The following is a 17,146-nucleotide window of genomic DNA, read 5'->3' on the forward strand; positions in this document are numbered from 1 at the left end:
GTGCCGGTCAGCGCCGGTCGAGGACCTCGCGGGCCGCTCGCCGCGCCCAGGCGTCGGCCGCCAGGACGGCGTCGAGGCTGAGCGCGTCCCCGCCGACGCCCTCGTGCCGGTCCAGGACCCGTTCGATCGTCCCGACGACGTCACCGAAGGCGATCCGGCCGGCCAGGAACGCCGCGACGCACTCCTCGTTCGCCGCGTTGTACACGGCCGGGTGGGTGCCCGACGCCGCGACCGCCCCGCGCGCCAGCCGGACGGCGGGGAAGGCCTCCTCGTCGAGCGGCTCGAACGTCCAGGAGGCGGCGGCCGTCCAGTCGCACGCGGGCGCGACCGCGTCCAGCCGGTCCGGCCAGGACAGGCCCAGCGCGATGGGCAGGCGCATGTCGGGGGGCGAGGCCTGGGCGATCGTCGAACCGTCGACGAACTCCACCATCGAGTGCACCACCGACTGCGGGTGCACGACGACGGTGATGTCCGCCACCGGCACGTCGAACAGCAGGTGGGCCTCGATGAGCTCGAGCCCCTTGTTCACCAGCGACGCCGAGTTGACCGTGACCACCGGCCCCATGGACCAGGTGGGGTGCGCGAGCGCCTCCGCCGGCGTCGCCCGCTTCACCTCGTCGGCCGGGCGCCCGCGGAACGGTCCCCCGGACGCCGTGAGCACGAGCCTCCGGACGTCGCTGCGGCGCCCCGCGCGCAGGCACTGCCAGATCGCCGAGTGCTCCGAGTCCACGGGCACCACCTGGTCGGCGGACCGGCGCGCGCCCGTGACGAGGGCGCCGCCGATCACCAGCGACTCCTTGTTGGCCAGGGCGAGCGTGCTGCCGGCGCGCAGCGCGGCGAGCGTCGGACCGAGGCCGACGGCGCCGGTGACGCCGTTGAGGACGACGTCGGCGCCCGCCCCGGCGAGCTCCTCGGCGGCCGAGGGGCCGAGCAGCAGCTCGGGCTCGGGCCAGCCGGGGGCGAGGTCGGCGAGCGCGGCACGCAGAGCCGGCGCCGCCGCGGCGTCCGCGAGGGCGACGACCGGCGACCGTGTCGCCACGACCTGCTCGGCGAGCAGGCGCACGTTGGCACCGCCCGCCGACAGACCTGCGACCGTGAACCGGTCGCCGTGACGTCCCAGGACGTCCAGGGCTTGGGTCCCGATGGAGCCGGTCGAGCCGAGGACGACGACGCTGCGGGTGCTCACCGTCGCATTCTCGCGCACGCCGACGGCGCCGACCGGCGATGTCCCGGACACCGGGCGGCCGCAGGTGGCATGATCTGCGGCCATGGTCAAGGAGTCGATGCTGGCGAACGGTGAGCGCGTGATCTTCGAGGCGCACTCGCACTGGAAGAACATCTTCTGGCCGGTGGTGCTGCTCGTCGCCCTCGCCGGACTGGTCACGGTCACCCTGCTGGAGTGGCTCCCGGACACCGAGGACCAGGCCGTCGCACGCTGGGCCGTCGTCGCCGTGGCCGGCCTGCTCGGCATCGCGTTCGGGCTGTGGCCGATCGTGGTGTGGCTCGCGTCCCAGGACACCCTGACCACCCGCCGCCTCATCAGCCGGCGTGGCGTCTTCTCGCGCGAGGGCCGCGACATCCCGATCGACCGCGTGCAGGCCGTCAGCTACCGCCGCACGCTGCTCGACCGGATCCTGGGCTGCGGCACGCTGATCGTGCAGACGGCCGGCGAGACCAGCGACGTGGAGCTCGACGACGTGGCGCACATCGAGCGCCGCCTGCTCCAGGTGCAGGAGATCATCCTCGAGGAGGAGATCCCCGCCGAGGACGAGGCGAACTGACCAGCTCGGCCGTCACTCGACGCCGAGCAGGACCTCCACCGCCCGCTCGCAGAACGCGTCCACCGGGCCCTCGGCGTAGCCACCGTGGCCGTGCGCACGCCCGAACGTGGTCTGCCGGATCTCGTCGGACGTGAGCGGCGTGCCCTTGTCGAAGTACTCGACGAGCCGCTGGCACAGGGCGTCGACGTCCTGTGCCGCGTACGCCTGCTCTCCGCGGCGCGCCGGGGCGAACCGCTCGCCGTCCGGCCGCCGCAGACGCTCGTAGAGCGTCCGGGCCTGGGCGGCGACGTGCTCCATCCAGGCCTGCTGGCCGTGCGACGCGACGAACTCGGAGCGCTGGCGGGCGGCGAACGCGCGCTCGAGCCGGTCCAGCGCGGCGTCCACGCTCGAGGTGGCGTACCCGCCCCGCACGACGTCGAAGGCCGCACGCCGGACGTCCGCACCGGTCAGGGGCTCCACACGGTCGCCCTCGTACGCGCGCCGGGCGTGGGTGAAGAAGGTCTCGACCTGGTCCGGGTCGTAACCGAACCGGAGCCGGCCGACCGTGCGGAACATCTTCGTCTTCGTCATCTCTCCTCCGCCGCGAGCTGCCCACAGGCGCCGTCGATGTCGCTGCCGCGCGTGTCCCGCACGGTCGTCGGGATCCCCGCCGCGCGCAGCTCGGACACGAACCGCGCGGCGACCTCCGGGTCGCTCGCCGTCCAGACCGAACCGGGCGTCGGGTTGAGCGGGATGGGGTTCACGTGCGCCCAGCCGCGCCCGCGCTCGGTGAGCTTGCGGGCGAGGAGCTGCGCGCGCCAGGCGTGGTCGTTCATGTCCCGGATCAGCGCGTACTCGATGCTGACCCGCCGCCCGGTGCGCTCGTAGTAGCGGTACGCGGCGTCCAGCGCCTCGTCGACGCTCCACCGCGTGGTGATGGGGACGAGCTCCCGGCGCAGCTCGTCGTCCGGCGCGTGCAGGGAGAGCGCGAGCGTGACCGGGAGCCCTTCGGCCGCCAGCTTGTCGATCGCCGGGACGAGGCCCACGGTCGACACGGTGATCCCGCGCGCCGACATCCCGAAGCCGTCGGGCACGGGTGCGACGAGACGCCGCACGGCGTCGACGACCGCGCGGTAGTTCGCGAGCGGCTCGCCCATGCCCATGAAGACGACGTTGGACAGGCGCCCGGGGCCGCCGGCCACCTCGCCGTCGCGCAGGGCACGCGCCGCGCGTCGGACCTGGTCGACGATCTCCGCCGTGGACAGGTTGCGGGTCAGGCCGAGCTGCCCCGTCGCGCAGAACGGGCAGGCCATCCCGCAGCCCGCCTGGCTCGAGACGCACAGCGTGGCGCGCTCGGGGTAGCGCATGAGGACGGACTCGATCTTCACGCCGTCGTGCAGGGACCACAGGGTCTTCACCGTGGCCCCGGCGTCGGCGGTGATGGTGCGGACCGGCGTCACGAGCGTCGGCAGGAGCGCCGGGACGAGCTCACCCCGCAGCCGCGCGGGCAGGTCCGTCATCTCCGCCGGGTCGTCCGTGAGGTGGCCGTAGTAGTGCGTCGCCACCTGCTTCGCCCGGAACGCCGGCTCGCCGCGCTCGGTGACGAAGGCTGCACGATCCGCGACCGACAGGTCCGCGAGATGGCGTGGCGGCTTGCCGCGCCGCGGCTGGGCGGGCACCAGGGGCAGGGCCGCCGGGGGCTGGGGCGCGGGCGCGCCGGTGGCCGAGTCAGCCGTCGTCGGTCGCGTCATGCCACCGGCACCAGCGCGAGCAGGAGCAGGTACACCAGCGGCGCCGTGAGCAGCATCGCGTCGATGCGGTCCATGACGCCCCCGTGACCCGGCAGCAGCGAACCCATGTCCTTCAGGGCGAGGTCGCGCTTGAGCAGCGACTCAGCCAGGTCGCCCAGGGTCGCGGTGGCGACGGACGCCGCGCCGAGCGCGACGCCGACGAGCGGGGCGGCGTCGAACACCAGCACCATCCCCGCGACACCCACGGTCGAGGACAGGATCAGCGACCCGGCGAGGCCCTCCCAGGTCTTCTTGGGGCTGACCGACGGCGCGAGCGGGTGCCGGCCGAACAGCACGCCGGCGATGTACCCGCCCGTGTCGGACCCGACCACGAGGAGGATGAAGAGCGCGACGCGCTCCGCGCCGTCGGGGGCGGCGAGCATCAGCATGAGGAAGCCGGCCATGAACGGCACGTAGGCCGCGGCGAAGGCCGCGGCCGCCGCGTCACGCAGCGCCTGCGCCCCGCCGCCGTCCAGCACGCGCCAGACAACGACGCCACCGACGGTCAGCAGGAAGGCGACCAGCAGCGCCTCCGGACCCGAGGTGTACGCAGAGACGAGGATGCCCACCTCGCCGACGACCAGTGGGAGCAGCGGCAGGTGCACGCCGCGGCGCGTGAACGCCTGCGCCAGCTCCCACAGAGCCGCCGCGCAGGCGACCACGGCCAGGACGGCGAACGCCTCCTTGCGGAACCAGAGGCTGGCGCCCACGAGCCCGAGGAGCCCGAGCCCGACGGCCGTGGCCACGGGCAGGTTGCGCCCGGCCCGCGACGGCGTCACGGACCCGGAGGCCTCGGCGGTGGTGGGGGCGATCATCAGACCTCGAGGAGCTCGTTCTCCTTGTGCACGAGGAGCTGGTCCACGAGCTCCACGTGGCGCTTGGTGAGCGTCTCCAGCTCCTTCTCGGCGCGGGCGACCTCGTCCTCGCCGGCCTCGCCGTCACGGGCGATGCGGTCGAGCTCCTCCTTGGCGTGCCGGCGGATGTTGCGCACGGCGACGCGAGCCTCCTCGGCCTTGTGCTTCGCGAGCTTCACGTAGTCGCGCCGGCGCTCCTCGGTGAGCTGCGGCAGCACGACCCGGATGACCTTGCCGTCGTCCGTCGGGTTCACGCCGAGGTCGGAGTCCCGGATCGCCTTCTCCACCGCGCGCATCGAGCTCATGTCGAACGGCGAGATGAGGACCGTGCGGGCCTCGGGCGTGGCGAACGACGCGAGCTGCTGCAGCGGCGTGGGCGAGCCGTAGTAGTCGACCATGATCTTGGAGAACATGGCGGGGTTCGCCCGCCCCGTGCGGATGGTGGAGAAGTCCTCCTTGGCGACCTCGACGGCCTTGTCCATCTTCTCCTCGGCAGCCAGGAGAGTTTCGTCGATCACCGGTGCTCCTTCTTCATCAGTTTCATCGCGGATGGACGCCGGGCGCCCGCTCAGCCCTCGGTGAGCAGCGTCCCGATCCTCTCACCCCGGAGCGCCCGCGTGACGTTGCCGCGGGACTCCATGCCGAAGACGCGCATCCGCACGCCGTTGTCGCGACACATGCTCAGCGCCGTGGCGTCCATGACCTCGAGGCCGTCGACGAGGGCCTCGGTGTAGGTCAGCTGCTCGTAGCGCGTGGCCGTGGGGTCCGTGCGCGGGTCGGCGGTGTAGACGCCGTCGACCCCGTTCTTGCCCATGAGCACCTCGTCGCAGTGGGTCTCCAGCGCCCGCTGGACGCTCACCGTGTCCGTGCTGAAGTAGGGCAGGCCGGCACCGGCACCGAAGATGACGACGCGGCCCTTCTCCATGTGCCGGATCGCCTTGAGCGGGATGTACGGCTCGGCGACCTGACCCATGGCGATGGCCGTCTGCACGCGGGTCTGCACGCCCGCCTGCTCGAGGAAGTCCTGGAGCGCCAGGCAGTTCATGACCGTGCCCAGCATGCCCATGTAGTCGGCACGCGCCCGGTCGAGGCCGCGCTTGGTCAGCTCGGCGCCGCGGAAGAAGTTCCCACCGCCGACGACGACGGCGACCTGCACGCCCTCGCCCACCGCAGCCGCGATCTCCTCAGCGACGCGGCGGACGACGTCGGGCGCCAGGCCGATCTGCCCGCCCCCGAACGTCTCCCCGGACAGCTTCAGCAGCACCCGCCGGGGGGTCGGGGACGGGTCGGCCTCCTGCGCGGACTGCGAAGCGGGCTCCTGGACCACTGTTCCTCCACCCTCCGCCGCCGCCGGCGGTGCCATGTCGTGCTGGTCCCGCCGGACGGCGGGTAGGACAGCGGCCCGCACCCCGAGGGGCGCGGGCCGCAACCCTGTCGCTCAGGCTCCCACGCGGAAGCGCGCGAAGGAGGTCACCGTGCCGCCGACCTCGGCGACGACCTGCGCCACCGACTTCTTCTGGTCCTTGGCGAACGCCTGGTCGACCAGGACGTTCTCCTTGTAGAAGCCGGTCATGCGGCCCTCGACGATCTTCGACAGCGCGGCCTCGGGCTTGCCCTCGTTGCGGGCGGTCTCCTCGGCGATGCGGCGCTCGTCGGCGGCCGTCTCCGCGGGCACCTCGTCGCGCGTGAGGTACGTCGGCGAGTACGCGGCGATGTGCATCGCGACGTCCTTCGCCACGGCCGCTCCGGCCTCGTCCGAGCCCACGAGCACGCCGACCTGCGGGGGCAGGTCCTTGTTGACCTTGTGCAGGTAGACGGTCACGCGCGGCGCGCTGACGCGGGCGACCCGGCGCAGCACGAGCTTCTCGCCGATGACCGCAGCCAGCTCGTCGATCGCGGCCTGGACGGTCTGGCCGCCGGCGTCGGACGCGAGCACCGCGGCGACGTCGTCGGTGCCCGCGGCGACGGCCGCTGCGAGCACCTTGTCGCCGAGGGCGATGAACTTCTCGTTCTTGGCGACGAAGTCCGTCTCGGAGTTGAGCTCGATGAGGACGCCGACCTGGCCGTCCGCGGCGTCGGCGACGTTCGCCGCCACCAGACCGTCGGAGGCCGCACGGCCCTCGCGCTTCGCGATGCCCTTGAGGCCCTTGACCCGGATGATCTCGGTGGCCTTGGCGACGTCGCCGTCGGCCTCGTCGAGAGCCTTCTTGACGTCGAGCATGCCCGCGCCGGTGCTCTCGCGCAGGGCCTTGATGTCAGCGGCGGTGTAGTTCGCCATCACACGTCCTTGTCGTTCGTCGGTGGGCGTCGGGTCACTTGGCGTCGGAGTCGGCGTCCGCGGCCGGCTCCTCGGCCGGGGCGTCCGCAGCCGGCGCCTCAGCGGCGGCCGGCTCGGCCTCGGCCGCAGCGGCCTCGGCGGCGGGGGCCTCAGCGGCGGGAGCCTCAGCAGCGGGAGCCTCAGCAGCGGGAGCCTCGGCGGCAGCCGGCTCGGCCGGCGTCACGGCCGCAGCGGCGTCACCGGCGCCGGCGAGGAGCTCGCGCTCCCACTCGGCGAGCGGCTCGGCCTCGGCGGGCGCCGCGCCCTCGGCGGCCTCGGACGACGCCGACGAGTGCCGCGCGATGAGGCCCTCGGCCACGGCGTCGGCCACGACGCGGGTCAGCAGCGCGACGGCGCGGATCGCGTCGTCGTTGCCCGGGATCGCGTAGTCGACCAGGTCGGGGTCGCAGTTGGTGTCGAGGATCGCCACGACGGGGATGCCCAGCTTGCGGGCCTCGTCGACGGCGAGGTGCTCCTTGTTCGTGTCGACGACCCACACGGCGGCCGGCACGCGGGCCATGTCACGGATGCCGCCGAGCGTCTTCGCGAGCTTGTCCTTCTCGCGACGCATGATGAGCAGCTCCTTCTTGGTGAAGCCGCTGCCCGCGACGTCGTCGAAGTCGATCTCCTCGAGCTCCTTGAGGCGCTGGAGACGCTTGTTGACGGTCTGGAAGTTGGTGAGCATGCCACCGAGCCAGCGCTGGTTGACGTAGGGCATGCCCACGCGCGCGGCCTGCTCGGCCACCGGCTCCTGCGCCTGCTTCTTGGTGCCGACGAAGAGCACGGTGCCGCCACGGGCGACCGTCTCGCGCACGAAGGCGTACGCACGGTCGATGTAGGTGACGGTCTGCTGCAGGTCGACGATGTAGATGCCGTTGCGCTCGGTGAAGATGAAGCGCTTCATCTTCGGGTTCCACCGACGGGTCTGGTGCCCGAAGTGCACGCCGCTCTCGAGCAGCTGTCGCATGGTGACGACGGCCATGGTTCCTCCTGGCGCGGCACGGCCGCGCGACGTCTGCGGGCTCAGGTCCCGCGGTTCGGTTGTCGGTCCCGGCCGGGTGGCCGCGACCCCTGGCGCCCTCCGGCACCGACGACCGCACCCGCGTGAGCAGGGACGGACCGCCGTCGGCACCCGTGCCCGACCCTGGGGCCGGACGTGGGAAGGCGCGCGATGTCACCCGGCGAGCCGAGTGCAGCGCACATGCTACCGGACGCGCGGGCCCCCGATGTCGGTCGGCGGTGTGCACAGCGTCCCGGGCTCGCCGGGCGTCCACCGCCCGGACGGCTCGGTCGCCCGCGCGTCGCACGCGGGCAGGAGGCTCCCGTCATGCACCCACCGTCCGTCGTCCGGCGGCCACCGCGCCCGGCACGCGGGCGCACGTCTCGCGTCCTCGTCATCGGGCTGCTCGCCACCGCGTTCCTGGGACCGCTCGGCGCACCCGGGCCGAGCGCCGGGGCTGCGCTTGCCGACGCCGCGTCAGCCGGAGCGGTGTCCGCCGCCCGGGTGCCCATCGAGCCGGTGACCGGCGACGTCGTGCTCCCGGTCGACGGGCCCGTCGTCCGCTTCTTCGTCAGGCCCGCCGAGCGCTGGTCCGCGGGTCACCGGGGCGTCGACCTCCGTGCCGAGCCCGGCGCCGTCGTGCGCAGCCCCGTCGACGGCGTGGTGGAGTTCGCGGGCCCCGTGGCGGGGCGCACGGTCCTGACGGTCGTGCGCGCCGACGGGCTGCGGACCAGCCTGGAACCGCTGTCGGAGGTGGCCGAGGTCGGCACCCCCGTGGCGGCGGGAGACGCCGTCGGCGTCCTCGCAGTCACCGGTGGTCCCGGGGATGCCGGTGGCCACTGCGGCGGCACGCCGTGCCTGCACTGGGGCGTCCGACGGGACGGGGAGTACGTCGATCCGCTCGACCTGCTGGCCAGGGCGACCGTGGTCCTGCTCCCCTGGCCGTGAGGGGACGGCCGGTCACCGCCGACGCCACGTGGGAGTGCCGCAGGGCACTGCCGCCGAACAGGGCGCCTAGATGCGCTCGCTCTCCTGGAGGGCGGTGCGCAGGCGAAGCATCGCCGCGGTGTGCATCTGGGAGATCCGCGACTCGGTCACGCCGAGCACGCGGCCGATCTCGGCGAGCGTCATGCCCTCGTAGTAGTAGAGGACCAGGACGATCTTCTCGCGTTCGCCGAGCCGCTCGATCGCCCGCGCGAGCAGCACCTTCGTCTCGGCGACCTCGACGGTCGCAGCGGGGTCGACGGCGTGGTGGTCCTCGAGCGTGTCCAGGAGGCTCAGGGAGTCCCCGCGCTCGGTGCCGGCGCCCAGGAGCTCGTCCAGTGCGGCCACGTTCACGGTCGACAGCTGGGTGAAGATCGCCCGGAGCTCCCCGACCCCCATCTCGAGCCGGTCGGCGACCTCGTGCTCGGTGGGCTGGCGCCGCAGCTCGGCCTCGAGCTCGGCGTACGCGCGGTCGACGGCGCGCGCCTTCGTCCGCACGGATCGCGGGATCCAGTCGATGGCCCGAAGCTCGTCGATGATCGCGCCGCGGATGCGCGCCGAGGCGTAGGTCTCGAACTTCACGGCCCGCTCGGCGTCGTACTTCTCGATCGCGTCGATCAGTCCGAACATCCCGTACGAGACGAGGTCCGCCTGCTCGACGGTGCTCGGCAGACCCGCGCCGACCCGCCCGGCGACCATGGTGACCAGGGGCGCGTAGTGCAGGATCAGGCGCTCGCGCGCCGTGCGGTCCCCGGACTCCTTGAAGACCGCCCAGAGCGACACGAGGTCCACGGCGTCCTCGCCGGAGCCCTCGACGTGCGGCCGAGGCACCACCGTCGCCGGCTGGCGGACGGCGGCTGCGATCTGCTCCGCGCGCGGTTGGGTCGACATCTTCCTATGCCCTCGGGTGCGCCTGCTGGTATGAGCGGCGCAGCCGCTCAGGCGTGACGTGCGTATACCTCTGTGTCGTCGTCAGTGTCGCATGCCCGAGGATCTCCTGGACGCTACGAAGGTCCGACCCGCCCTGAAGAAGATGCGTCGCCGCGGAGTGCCGCAACGCGTGGGGTGCGATGTCCTCGACGTCGGCCGCGAGCGCAGCCCGGTGCACCAGCGCGCGGACCTGGCGCTGGTCGACGCGCCGACCCCGGACGCCGAGCAGCAGCGCCGCGCCCGAGTCGGCCGTGACCAGCCGGTCGCGGGCGCCCTCGAGCCAGGAGTCGAGCGCACGGGCCGCAGGCAGCCCGAACGGGACGACCCGTTCCTTCGCGCCCTTGCCCATCACGCGCAGGAGCCGGGCGGACCGGTCGACGTCGCCGACGTCGACCGCGACCAGCTCGCCCACGCGCACCCCTGTCGCGTACAGCAGCTCCAGCGTGGTCCAGTCACGGACCGCGAGGGGGTCGCCGTCGGCCAGCGCGCCGGCGCGGGCCACCTCGAGCATGCGCGCAGCCGCATCCACGCCGAGCACCTCAGGCAGGTGCGTGCCGGGCTGGGCGGTCACCAGGCGCGCGCTCGGGTCGCGCTCGACGAGGCCCTCCGCGAGCGCCCAGGCGAAGAACGAACGGACCGCCGCGCCGCGGCGCGCGACCGTGGCTCGTGCGAGCTGCTCCCCCACCATGGACGCGAGCCAGGCCCGCAGCAGCGCGAGGTCGACATCGCGCCACCCGCAACCATGGCGCTCCGCGAACGCAAGGAGGTGGCGCAGGTCACCGGCGTAGGCACGCACCGAGTGGGGAGACATCGCACGGTCCAGCTCGAGGTGCGTTGCGAAGGCGGCGACGACCTCGACGCCGGTCATCGCCCCCGCGTCCGCCACCGCTGGGTGCACGGCTCTACCGTGACGTGGTTCCCGTCTCCTCACAAGACGGCACACACAGACTTCACCCGCTCGAGAAAGATCGTTTCGCCCCTCTGACCGACTTATCGGGATCGATCCGGGTTCGCCCGGCGCCAGCCGTGCGCGTCGCGGACCGCCAGGCCGGCGAGCTCGAGCCTGCCGAGCGACGCCCGCACCTCCCGCTCCGACAGGCCGGCCGTGCGCGCCACGGAGCCCTCCGGGGCTGGCCTGCGCAGGGGTAGCGCGTCCAGGGTCCGCCGAAGGACCAGGTCCAGACCGTCGCCGGCGCGCGGGTCGGTGCGTGGTTCGGGTGCCGGCACCGGCTCCACCAGCTCCAGCACCTCCGCGGTGTCGCAGACGCAGACGGCGACGCCGTCGCGCAGGAGGCGATGGCAGCCGGCCGAGGAGGCCGAGGTCACCGGGCCTGGCACCGCCCCGACGGGGCGCAGGAGGCTCGCCGCGTGCCGCGCGGTGCTCAGCGCACCGGAGCGCCAGGCGGCCTCGACGACGACGGTGGCGCCCGAGACGGCCGCGATGAGCCGGTTGCGCTGGAGGAAGCGGACCTTGGCCGGCACGCTGCCCGGGGGTACCTCGGAGACCAGGGCACCTGCGTCCGCCACCGCCCGCAGCAGCTCGGTGTTGCCCGCCGGGTAGAGCCTGTCGACGCCCCCGGCGAGGAAGGCGACCGTCGTCCCGTCGCCCGCGAGCGCGGCCCGGTGCGCCACGGCGTCGATGCCGTACGCCCCGCCGCTCACGACGCACCAGCCCCGCGCCGCCACGCCCGCCGCGATCTCGGCCGTCACGTGCTCGCCGTAGCCGGTGCACGCCCGCGCCCCGACCAGCGCCACGGAACGCCGGAGCGCCGCGCCGAGCGCCTCCCCGGCGAGCGAGCCGCGCACCCACAGGCACATCGGTGCCGAGGATCCGAGGACCTCCAGCCCTCGGGGCCAGCCGGGCGCCTCGGGGACCAGGAGCCGGCCGCCGACGCGCTCGAGCATGCCCAGGTCTCGCGCGGCGTCGAGGTCCGGCAACCGGGTCCGCCACCGCTGTGCCGCTGCGCCCAGAGCTGCCCTGGCCCGTCCGTCCGCCGCCGCGAGGCCGGGCAGCGGCTCGTGCCCGCGCAGCCAGTCCAGGGCCTCCTGCGGACCGAGTGCCGCCACGAGCGCGCCTGCGACGGCGTCGCCCGGTTCGACGAGGCGGCTCCAGGCCGCGCGAGCGATCAGGAGCGCGTCGGTGACCACCCCCGTCACCCGCCGACCCGGCCGCGGGTGCGCAGCAGCAGGGCCTCGCCGACGTCGCCGCCGTCGGGGCTCGTCCCGCCACGCAGGTCGGCGAGCGTCCACGCCAGGCGGAGCACCCGGTCCCGGCCACGCAGGCTGAGGGAGCCCTCGTCGAGGGCACGCTCGAGCTCGGCGTGCACCGCCGTGCGGGGTGTGTGGTCGCGCAGCCAGGCACCGGACACCTCGGCGTTGGTCCGCCACGCGGTGCCGGCCAGCCTCGCCGCGGCGGCCGCTCGCGCCGCCGCGACCCGAGCCGCCACGACGGCCGTCGCCTCGCCGCGCGTCGCGCGCAGGCGGTCGACGCGCGTGACCGGGAGCACCTCGAGCTGCACGTCAACCCGGTCGAGCAGCGGCCCGGACAGCCGCGAGAAGTACCGCCGGCGCGCCATCGGGGTGCAGCTGCACTCGATCCCCTTGCCGACCGAGCGACCGCACGGGCACGGGTTCGCCGCCAGCACGAGCTGGAACCGCGCCGGGAACCGGGCGCTGCCGCCGGCGCGCTGGATGACCAGCTCCCCGTGCTCGAGCGGCTGGCGGAGCGTCTGCAGCACGGCCGAGCTGAACTCGGGAGCCTCGTCGAGGAACAGGACGCCGCGGTGCGCGCGTGAGGCCGCGCCGGGCCGCGGCACCCCCGAGCCACCGCCGACCACTGCCGCCGGCGTGGCGGTGTGGTGCGGGTCCTCGAACGGTGGGCGCCGCAGGAGGCCGTCCGTCGCGCGGAACGTGCCGGCGACCGAGTGCACGGCGGTCACCTCCACGGCCCCGGCCTCGTCGAGATCGGGCAGCAGGCCGGGCAGCCGGGACGCCAGCATCGTCTTCCCGGCACCCGGCGGCCCGACCATGAGCACGTGGTGCCCACCGGCGGCGGCCACCTCGAGCGCCTTCCGTGCCGCCGACTGGCCGACGACGTCGGCCAGGTCCGGGACGGAGTGGGCGGGGCTCTCCGCGACCTCCGCGCGGGCGGGTTCGATGTCCGGCACCTCGACGTCCGCCCCGTACCACGCGGCGACCTGGGCGAGGTGGGCGGCCGCGCGCACCTGTGCGCCCGGCACGAGCCGGGCCTCGGCCTCGTTCCCCGCGGGCACGACGACGCGCGGGTGGCCGGCGGCGACGGCCGCGACGACGGCGGGCAGCACCCCGCGGACCGGTCGCAGCCTGCCGTCGAGGCCCAGCTCCCCGATGTGCACGACGCGCGAGGGCACGTCGCCGTCGCAGGTACCGGCGGCCACGAGGGTCGCCACGGCCACGGCGAGGTCGAAGCTCGACCCCGCCTTGGGCAGCGACGCCGGCGACAGGTTCACCGTGATCCGCCGTTGGGGCCAGGGCAGACCCGAGCTCGTCATCGCCGCCCGCACGCGGTCCCGAGCCTCGGCCAGCGAGGCGTCCGGGAGACCGACGAGGGTGAACCCGGGGATCGACGCAGCGAGGTGCGCCTCCACCTCGACCACGTGCCCCGTGAGCCCGACGAGCGAGACGGCCGTCGTGCGTCCGAGCGCGCCGGTCACTGCACACCCACGAGGTGCTCGACCCGTGCCGCACCGCTGCCCCCGGCCCGCACCGCGAGCACGTCGATCCGTACACCGCGAGGGTGGACCTCGTGGCTCGCCAGCCACTGGCCGGCCAGCCTGCGCAGCCGTCCGAGCTTGGCCGGGGTCACGGCCTCGGCCGGGTGGCCGAACCCGTCCCCCGTGCGCGTCTTGACCTCGACGACGACCAGCACGTCGCCGTCCAGCGCGACGATGTCCAGCTCACCGGAAGGCCCGCGCCAGTTCCTGTCGAGCACCCGCCAACCACGCTCGATGAGGAACGCGGCCGCCACCTTCTCCCCGTACCGCCCCACGGCGTCCTTGGCACGCACCCGGCACCACCTCCGCCGGCGACGATGGTCCCGGCGGGGCGTGCGGTCGTCGTCGGCCCGCGGCGCCTGTGGGCACGCGAGAGCCGGGGGCACCCGGTGGACGAGACCGGGTCAGCGGCGGAAGCCGCCACCCTCCGGGAGGTCGAGCTCCGCCTTCGCGAGCTCCTCGACGTTGACGTCCTTGAACGTGACGACGCGCACGGACTTCACGAACCGCGCCGAGCGGTACACGTCCCAGACCCAGGCGTCGCTGAGCCTCAGCTCGAAGTAGACCTCGCCCGCGGCCGACCGCACCTGGAGGTCGACCTGGTTCGCCAGGTAGAACCGGCGCTCCGTCTCCACGACGTAGGCGAACAGGTTCACGACGTCGCGGTACTCGCGGTACAGCGCGAGCTCCATCTCCGTCTCGTAGTTCTCCAGGTCCTCCGCGCTCACGCGTCCATCATGGCCCATCGCACGTCGCCGTCCGACCCCGCCCCGCTCTCGACGGCGAGCGGGAGTCGCCAGCTGCGCCGGTGCAGGGGCGTCGGGCCGAGGGAGCGCAGGGCCTGCAGGTGCTCCGGTGCGCCGTACCCCTTGTTCTCCGCCCAGCAGTACTCGGGGTGCTCGGCGGCCAGCCCGACCATCAGGGCGTCCCGCTCGCACTTGGCGAGCACGCTCGCCGCCGCCACGGACGCGCAGGTGCGGTCCGCCTTCACCCGCGTGTGCACGACGACGTCGCCGAACGCCGCGTCGTCGAACGCGACGCCGTCGAAACCCCCGTCCGCGGGCAGGCTCACCGTGGGACCGAGCTCGAACAGCTGCGGCTGCCGGGGCGCGCTGAGCCAGTCGTGCGAGCCGTCGAGCAGCACGACGTCGGGCACGACACCCAGACTCGCCAGCGCCCGCCGTCCCGCGAGCCGCAGCGCCGCGACGATGCCCACGGCGTCGATCTCCTGCGGGCTCGCGTGCCCGACGGCGCGGGCCGTGCCCCACCGCCCGAGTGCCGGCAGCAGCCGCTCCCGCGCCAGGGCGCTCAGGAGCTTGGAGTCCGCCACGCCCTTGGGGCACGCCCGCGTGGTGAGGTCCACGGCGACCGCGCCGACGCTCACAGGCCCCGCGAGCGCCCCGCGCCCCACCTCGTCCATGCCGACGACGACGCGGGCACCGGCGCGCAGCAGGGTCCGCTCGTGCCGCAGGTCCGGACGGGGAGGCATCAGCGCCCGCTCACGGGACGTCGGCGAACGTGTCCCCGGGGTTGCGCAGGACCGTCGCACGATCGAGGGGCCACAGCGTCACGAACGCGACGCCGACGACGTTGCGCAGCGGGATGGCGCCGCCGCCCGGCTCGCCCTGGTGGTAGCGGGAGTCGCGGGAGTTCTGCCGGTTGTCGCCCATCACCCACAGACTGTCGGGCGGGACGACGACGGAGAACTCGATCTCGCTGGGCCGGGAGCCCGCGTTGATGTAGGGCTCGTCGATGGGCACGCCGTTCACGATGAGCCGGCCCTGCGGGTCGCAGCACTCGACGGTGTCACCGGGGAGCCCGATCACGCGCTTGATGAGGTGCTCGCCGGCGTCCTGCGGCAGGAGCCCGACGAAGGTCAGCGCGTCGGAGAAGGTGCCGCGCCAGCCGTCCGGCCCGTCCTGCACCGGCTCGAGCCAGCCCCCCGGGTCCTTGAACACGACGATGTCGCCGCGGTGCAGGTCGAGCGGACCCGGCGCGAGCTTGGAGACGAGCACCCGGTCGTTGACCTCGAGGGTCGACTCCATCGACCCCGTGGGGATGAAGAACGACTGGACGAGGAACGTCTTGATGAGCACGGACAGGACCAGCGCGCTCACGACGATGATCGCCGTCTCGCGCAGCCACGACCGCAGCGTGCTCCGTGGCCGGCTGTGCTGGGCGGAGGCCTCGTGGTGGGGCGCGCCGTGGTCGGCCGCCCGGCCCTCGTCCAGGTCCTCGTCGGGCGTCACCGGGTCCACGCCTCCACTGTGCCATGCGGATCGGGCACCGCCGGCATCAGCAGGCCGTCGAGGCGCCGGTCGGTCTCATGCAGGTGCGCCCCGCCCGCGTGACCGCGGGACGGGGCGCACCGTGCGGGTCCAGGACCCGAGCGTGACTAGCGCTTCTCCTTGATCTTGGCCTTCTTGCCGCGGAGCGAGCGCAGGTAGTAGAGCTTCGCGCGCCGCACGTCACCGCGGGTGATGACCTCGATCGAGTCGACGGACGGAGCGTGCAGCGGGAACGTCCGCTCGACGCCGACGCCGAAGCTGATCTTGCGCACCGTGAAGGTCTCGCGGATGCCGCCGCCGTTGCGGGCGATGACGACACCCTGGAACGCCTGGATGCGCGAGCGGTTGCCCTCGACGACCTTGACGTTCACCTTGACGGTGTCGCCCGGCCGGAACGGGGGGATGTCGTCGCGGAGCGATGCCGCGTCGACGGAGTCGAGGATGTTCATGGTCGTCACTTCCCCGCCCTGCCACAGGTCAGGAGCGTCATAGGGGCGGCCGCGGGCGGCCGCCGAGGTCAGATCGAGCGGGTGCGTACCGGGCCGGGTCCGCCTCCCCTGTGGCAGAGGCGCGGCCGACGCACACCGGCGGACCAGTCTGCCACATCAGCAGCGCCCGGCTCGACACGCCGAGCGACACCGGGCACCGACGGCACCGGCTCCCCCGCGAGATCCGCTACGGCTCCTGCGCCGGCCCCTGCGGCTCGACGAGCGCCTCCAGCACCGCGCGGTCGTGCCGGTCGAGCGACTCCGGCCCGAGCGCGGCGAGCAGGTCGGGGCGGCGCACGGCCGTGCGCTCGAGCGCCTGGTCGCGGCGCCAGCGGGCGATCCGCGCGTGGTGCCCGGACAGGAGCACCTCGGGCGCGACCAGACCGCGCCACTCGACGGGGCGCGTGTAGACGGGGTACTCCAGCAGTCCCGAGGCGCCGTGGGACTCCTCCGTGAGCGACTCGGGGTTGCCCAGCACCCCGGGCAGCAGCCGCGCCACCGCCTCGACGACGACGAGCGCCGCGACCTCGCCGCCGTTGAGCACGTAGTCGCCGATGGAGATCTCGGTCACCGCCACGCCGCGGTCGCGGTAGTGCTCGGCGACCCGCGCGTCGATCCCCTCGTAGCGGCCGCACGCGAGCACCAGGTGCGCCCGCTCGGCCAGCCGCTCGGCGGTGCGCTGGGTGAACACCTCGCCCGACGGCGTCGGCACGAGCAGCTCGACGCCGCCGTCCGCGGGCCCGGGGGCGCCGGCCGGCGCGAGGAGCTCGTCGAGGGCGGCCCCCCAGACGTCGGGCCGCATGACCATGCCCGCGCCTCCGCCGAGCGGGGTGTCGTCGACCGTCCGGTGCCGGTCGCTCGTCCAGTCCCGCAGGTCGTGCACGCGCACGTCCAGCAGCCCGGCCTCCCGCGCCTTGCCGACCAGGGACAGCTCGAGCGGGGCGAGGTAGTCCGGGAAGATCGTGACGACGTCGACGCGCACG

General features: G+C 74.1%; 20 protein-coding genes. 2 read left to right on the plus strand and 18 right to left on the minus strand.

Annotation, left to right across the window (positions count from 1 at the left end; genetic code table 11):
* Nucleotides 1-7 precede the first annotated feature (7 nt).
* A complete protein-coding gene (gene dxr, locus AFE02nite_RS05335) occupies nt 8-1,186 on the minus strand; it encodes a 1-deoxy-D-xylulose-5-phosphate reductoisomerase (protein WP_034247000.1) in 1,179 nt (392 codons plus the stop codon).
* A gap of 82 nt (nt 1,187-1,268) precedes the next feature.
* Here dxr and AFE02nite_RS05340 point away from each other — a divergent pair, with 82 nt between their 5' ends.
* Nucleotides 1,269-1,781: a PH domain-containing protein gene (locus AFE02nite_RS05340; RefSeq protein ID WP_034246983.1), complete on the plus strand. Its 513-nt coding sequence runs from the start codon at nt 1,269-1,271 to the stop codon at nt 1,779-1,781.
* Between the two features lie 12 nt (nt 1,782-1,793).
* On the opposite strand, the gene AFE02nite_RS05345 is transcribed toward AFE02nite_RS05340, so the two are convergent.
* The 7 genes from AFE02nite_RS05345 to rpsB form a co-directional block, all read right to left on the minus strand.
* The gene (locus tag AFE02nite_RS05345; protein WP_261765476.1) at nt 1,794-2,351 is read right to left on the minus strand and encodes a DivIVA domain-containing protein; all 558 of its coding nucleotides are present in this window, start codon (nt 2,349-2,351) and stop codon (nt 1,794-1,796) included.
* On the minus strand, nt 2,348-3,511 hold the full coding sequence (gene rlmN / locus AFE02nite_RS05350; RefSeq protein WP_146819171.1) for a 23S rRNA (adenine(2503)-C(2))-methyltransferase RlmN: 1,164 nt from the start codon (nt 3,509-3,511) through the stop codon (nt 2,348-2,350). Before rlmN ends, AFE02nite_RS05345 begins: the two co-directional genes overlap by 4 nt.
* Nucleotides 3,508-4,365, minus strand: coding sequence for a phosphatidate cytidylyltransferase (locus tag AFE02nite_RS05355; protein ID WP_052113761.1), 858 nt, complete (start codon nt 4,363-4,365; stop codon nt 3,508-3,510). Before AFE02nite_RS05355 ends, rlmN begins: the two co-directional genes overlap by 4 nt.
* Complete coding sequence (frr, locus tag AFE02nite_RS05360; RefSeq protein WP_034246981.1) at nt 4,365-4,922, minus strand: ribosome recycling factor; 558 nt, start codon at nt 4,920-4,922, stop codon at nt 4,365-4,367. Before frr ends, AFE02nite_RS05355 begins: the two co-directional genes overlap by 1 nt.
* A gap of 50 nt (nt 4,923-4,972) precedes the next feature.
* Nucleotides 4,973-5,731, minus strand: a complete 759-nt coding sequence (gene pyrH / locus AFE02nite_RS05365) for a UMP kinase (RefSeq protein WP_034246979.1) — start codon at nt 5,729-5,731, stop codon at nt 4,973-4,975.
* Between the two features lie 111 nt (nt 5,732-5,842).
* Nucleotides 5,843-6,682, minus strand: coding sequence for a translation elongation factor Ts (tsf, locus tag AFE02nite_RS05370; RefSeq protein ID WP_034246977.1), 840 nt, complete (start codon nt 6,680-6,682; stop codon nt 5,843-5,845).
* Nucleotides 6,683-6,716: 34 nt separating this feature from the next.
* Nucleotides 6,717-7,703, minus strand: a complete 987-nt coding sequence (gene rpsB / locus AFE02nite_RS05375) for a 30S ribosomal protein S2 (protein ID WP_146819173.1) — start codon at nt 7,701-7,703, stop codon at nt 6,717-6,719.
* A gap of 345 nt (nt 7,704-8,048) precedes the next feature.
* Here rpsB and AFE02nite_RS05380 point away from each other — a divergent pair, with 345 nt between their 5' ends.
* The gene (locus AFE02nite_RS05380; protein ID WP_146819174.1) at nt 8,049-8,669 is read left to right on the plus strand and encodes a murein hydrolase activator EnvC family protein; all 621 of its coding nucleotides are present in this window, start codon (nt 8,049-8,051) and stop codon (nt 8,667-8,669) included.
* A 66-nt stretch (nt 8,670-8,735) separates the two neighbouring features.
* Here the strand turns inward: AFE02nite_RS05380 and whiG are convergent, their stop codons facing one another.
* The 10 genes from whiG to trmD form a co-directional block, all read right to left on the minus strand.
* A complete protein-coding gene (gene whiG, locus AFE02nite_RS05385; protein WP_052113740.1) occupies nt 8,736-9,596 on the minus strand; it encodes an RNA polymerase sigma factor WhiG in 861 nt (286 codons plus the stop codon).
* A gap of 4 nt (nt 9,597-9,600) precedes the next feature.
* Nucleotides 9,601-10,533, minus strand: a complete 933-nt coding sequence (locus AFE02nite_RS05390) for a tyrosine recombinase XerC (RefSeq protein WP_261765477.1) — start codon at nt 10,531-10,533, stop codon at nt 9,601-9,603.
* Nucleotides 10,534-10,625: 92 nt separating this feature from the next.
* A complete protein-coding gene (gene dprA / locus AFE02nite_RS05395) occupies nt 10,626-11,792 on the minus strand; it encodes a DNA-processing protein DprA (RefSeq protein WP_034246800.1) in 1,167 nt (388 codons plus the stop codon).
* Nucleotides 11,789-13,327 (minus strand): YifB family Mg chelatase-like AAA ATPase, encoded by a 1,539-nt coding sequence (locus AFE02nite_RS05400; protein WP_034246798.1) that lies wholly within the window; start codon nt 13,325-13,327, stop codon nt 11,789-11,791. Before AFE02nite_RS05400 ends, dprA begins: the two co-directional genes overlap by 4 nt.
* Nucleotides 13,324-13,680 (minus strand): YraN family protein, encoded by a 357-nt coding sequence (locus tag AFE02nite_RS05405; RefSeq protein ID WP_034246795.1) that lies wholly within the window; start codon nt 13,678-13,680, stop codon nt 13,324-13,326. The genes AFE02nite_RS05400 and AFE02nite_RS05405 overlap by 4 nt, the downstream gene beginning before the upstream one ends.
* 111 nt (nt 13,681-13,791) lie before the next feature.
* Nucleotides 13,792-14,115 (minus strand): DUF2469 domain-containing protein, encoded by a 324-nt coding sequence (locus AFE02nite_RS05410; RefSeq protein WP_034246793.1) that lies wholly within the window; start codon nt 14,113-14,115, stop codon nt 13,792-13,794.
* On the minus strand, nt 14,112-14,876 hold the full coding sequence (locus AFE02nite_RS05415) for a ribonuclease HII (protein ID WP_146819175.1): 765 nt from the start codon (nt 14,874-14,876) through the stop codon (nt 14,112-14,114). The genes AFE02nite_RS05410 and AFE02nite_RS05415 overlap by 4 nt, the downstream gene beginning before the upstream one ends.
* A gap of 10 nt (nt 14,877-14,886) precedes the next feature.
* Nucleotides 14,887-15,645 carry a signal peptidase I gene (gene lepB / locus AFE02nite_RS05420; protein ID WP_052113739.1) on the minus strand — a complete coding sequence of 253 codons (759 nt, stop codon included), beginning with the start codon at nt 15,643-15,645 and terminating at the stop codon, nt 14,887-14,889.
* 137 nt (nt 15,646-15,782) lie between these two features.
* Entirely contained in the window at nt 15,783-16,124 is a 342-nt protein-coding gene (rplS, locus tag AFE02nite_RS05425) for a 50S ribosomal protein L19 (protein WP_034246791.1), read from the minus strand.
* A gap of 226 nt (nt 16,125-16,350) precedes the next feature.
* Nucleotides 16,351-17,145, minus strand: a complete 795-nt coding sequence (trmD, locus tag AFE02nite_RS05430) for a tRNA (guanosine(37)-N1)-methyltransferase TrmD (protein ID WP_034246789.1) — start codon at nt 17,143-17,145, stop codon at nt 16,351-16,353.
* Nucleotide 17,146 lies beyond the last annotated feature (1 nt).

It is taken from the genome of Actinotalea fermentans (assembly GCF_007991475.1).
GTDB classification, from domain to species: Bacteria; Actinomycetota; Actinomycetes; order Actinomycetales; family Cellulomonadaceae; genus Actinotalea; species Actinotalea fermentans.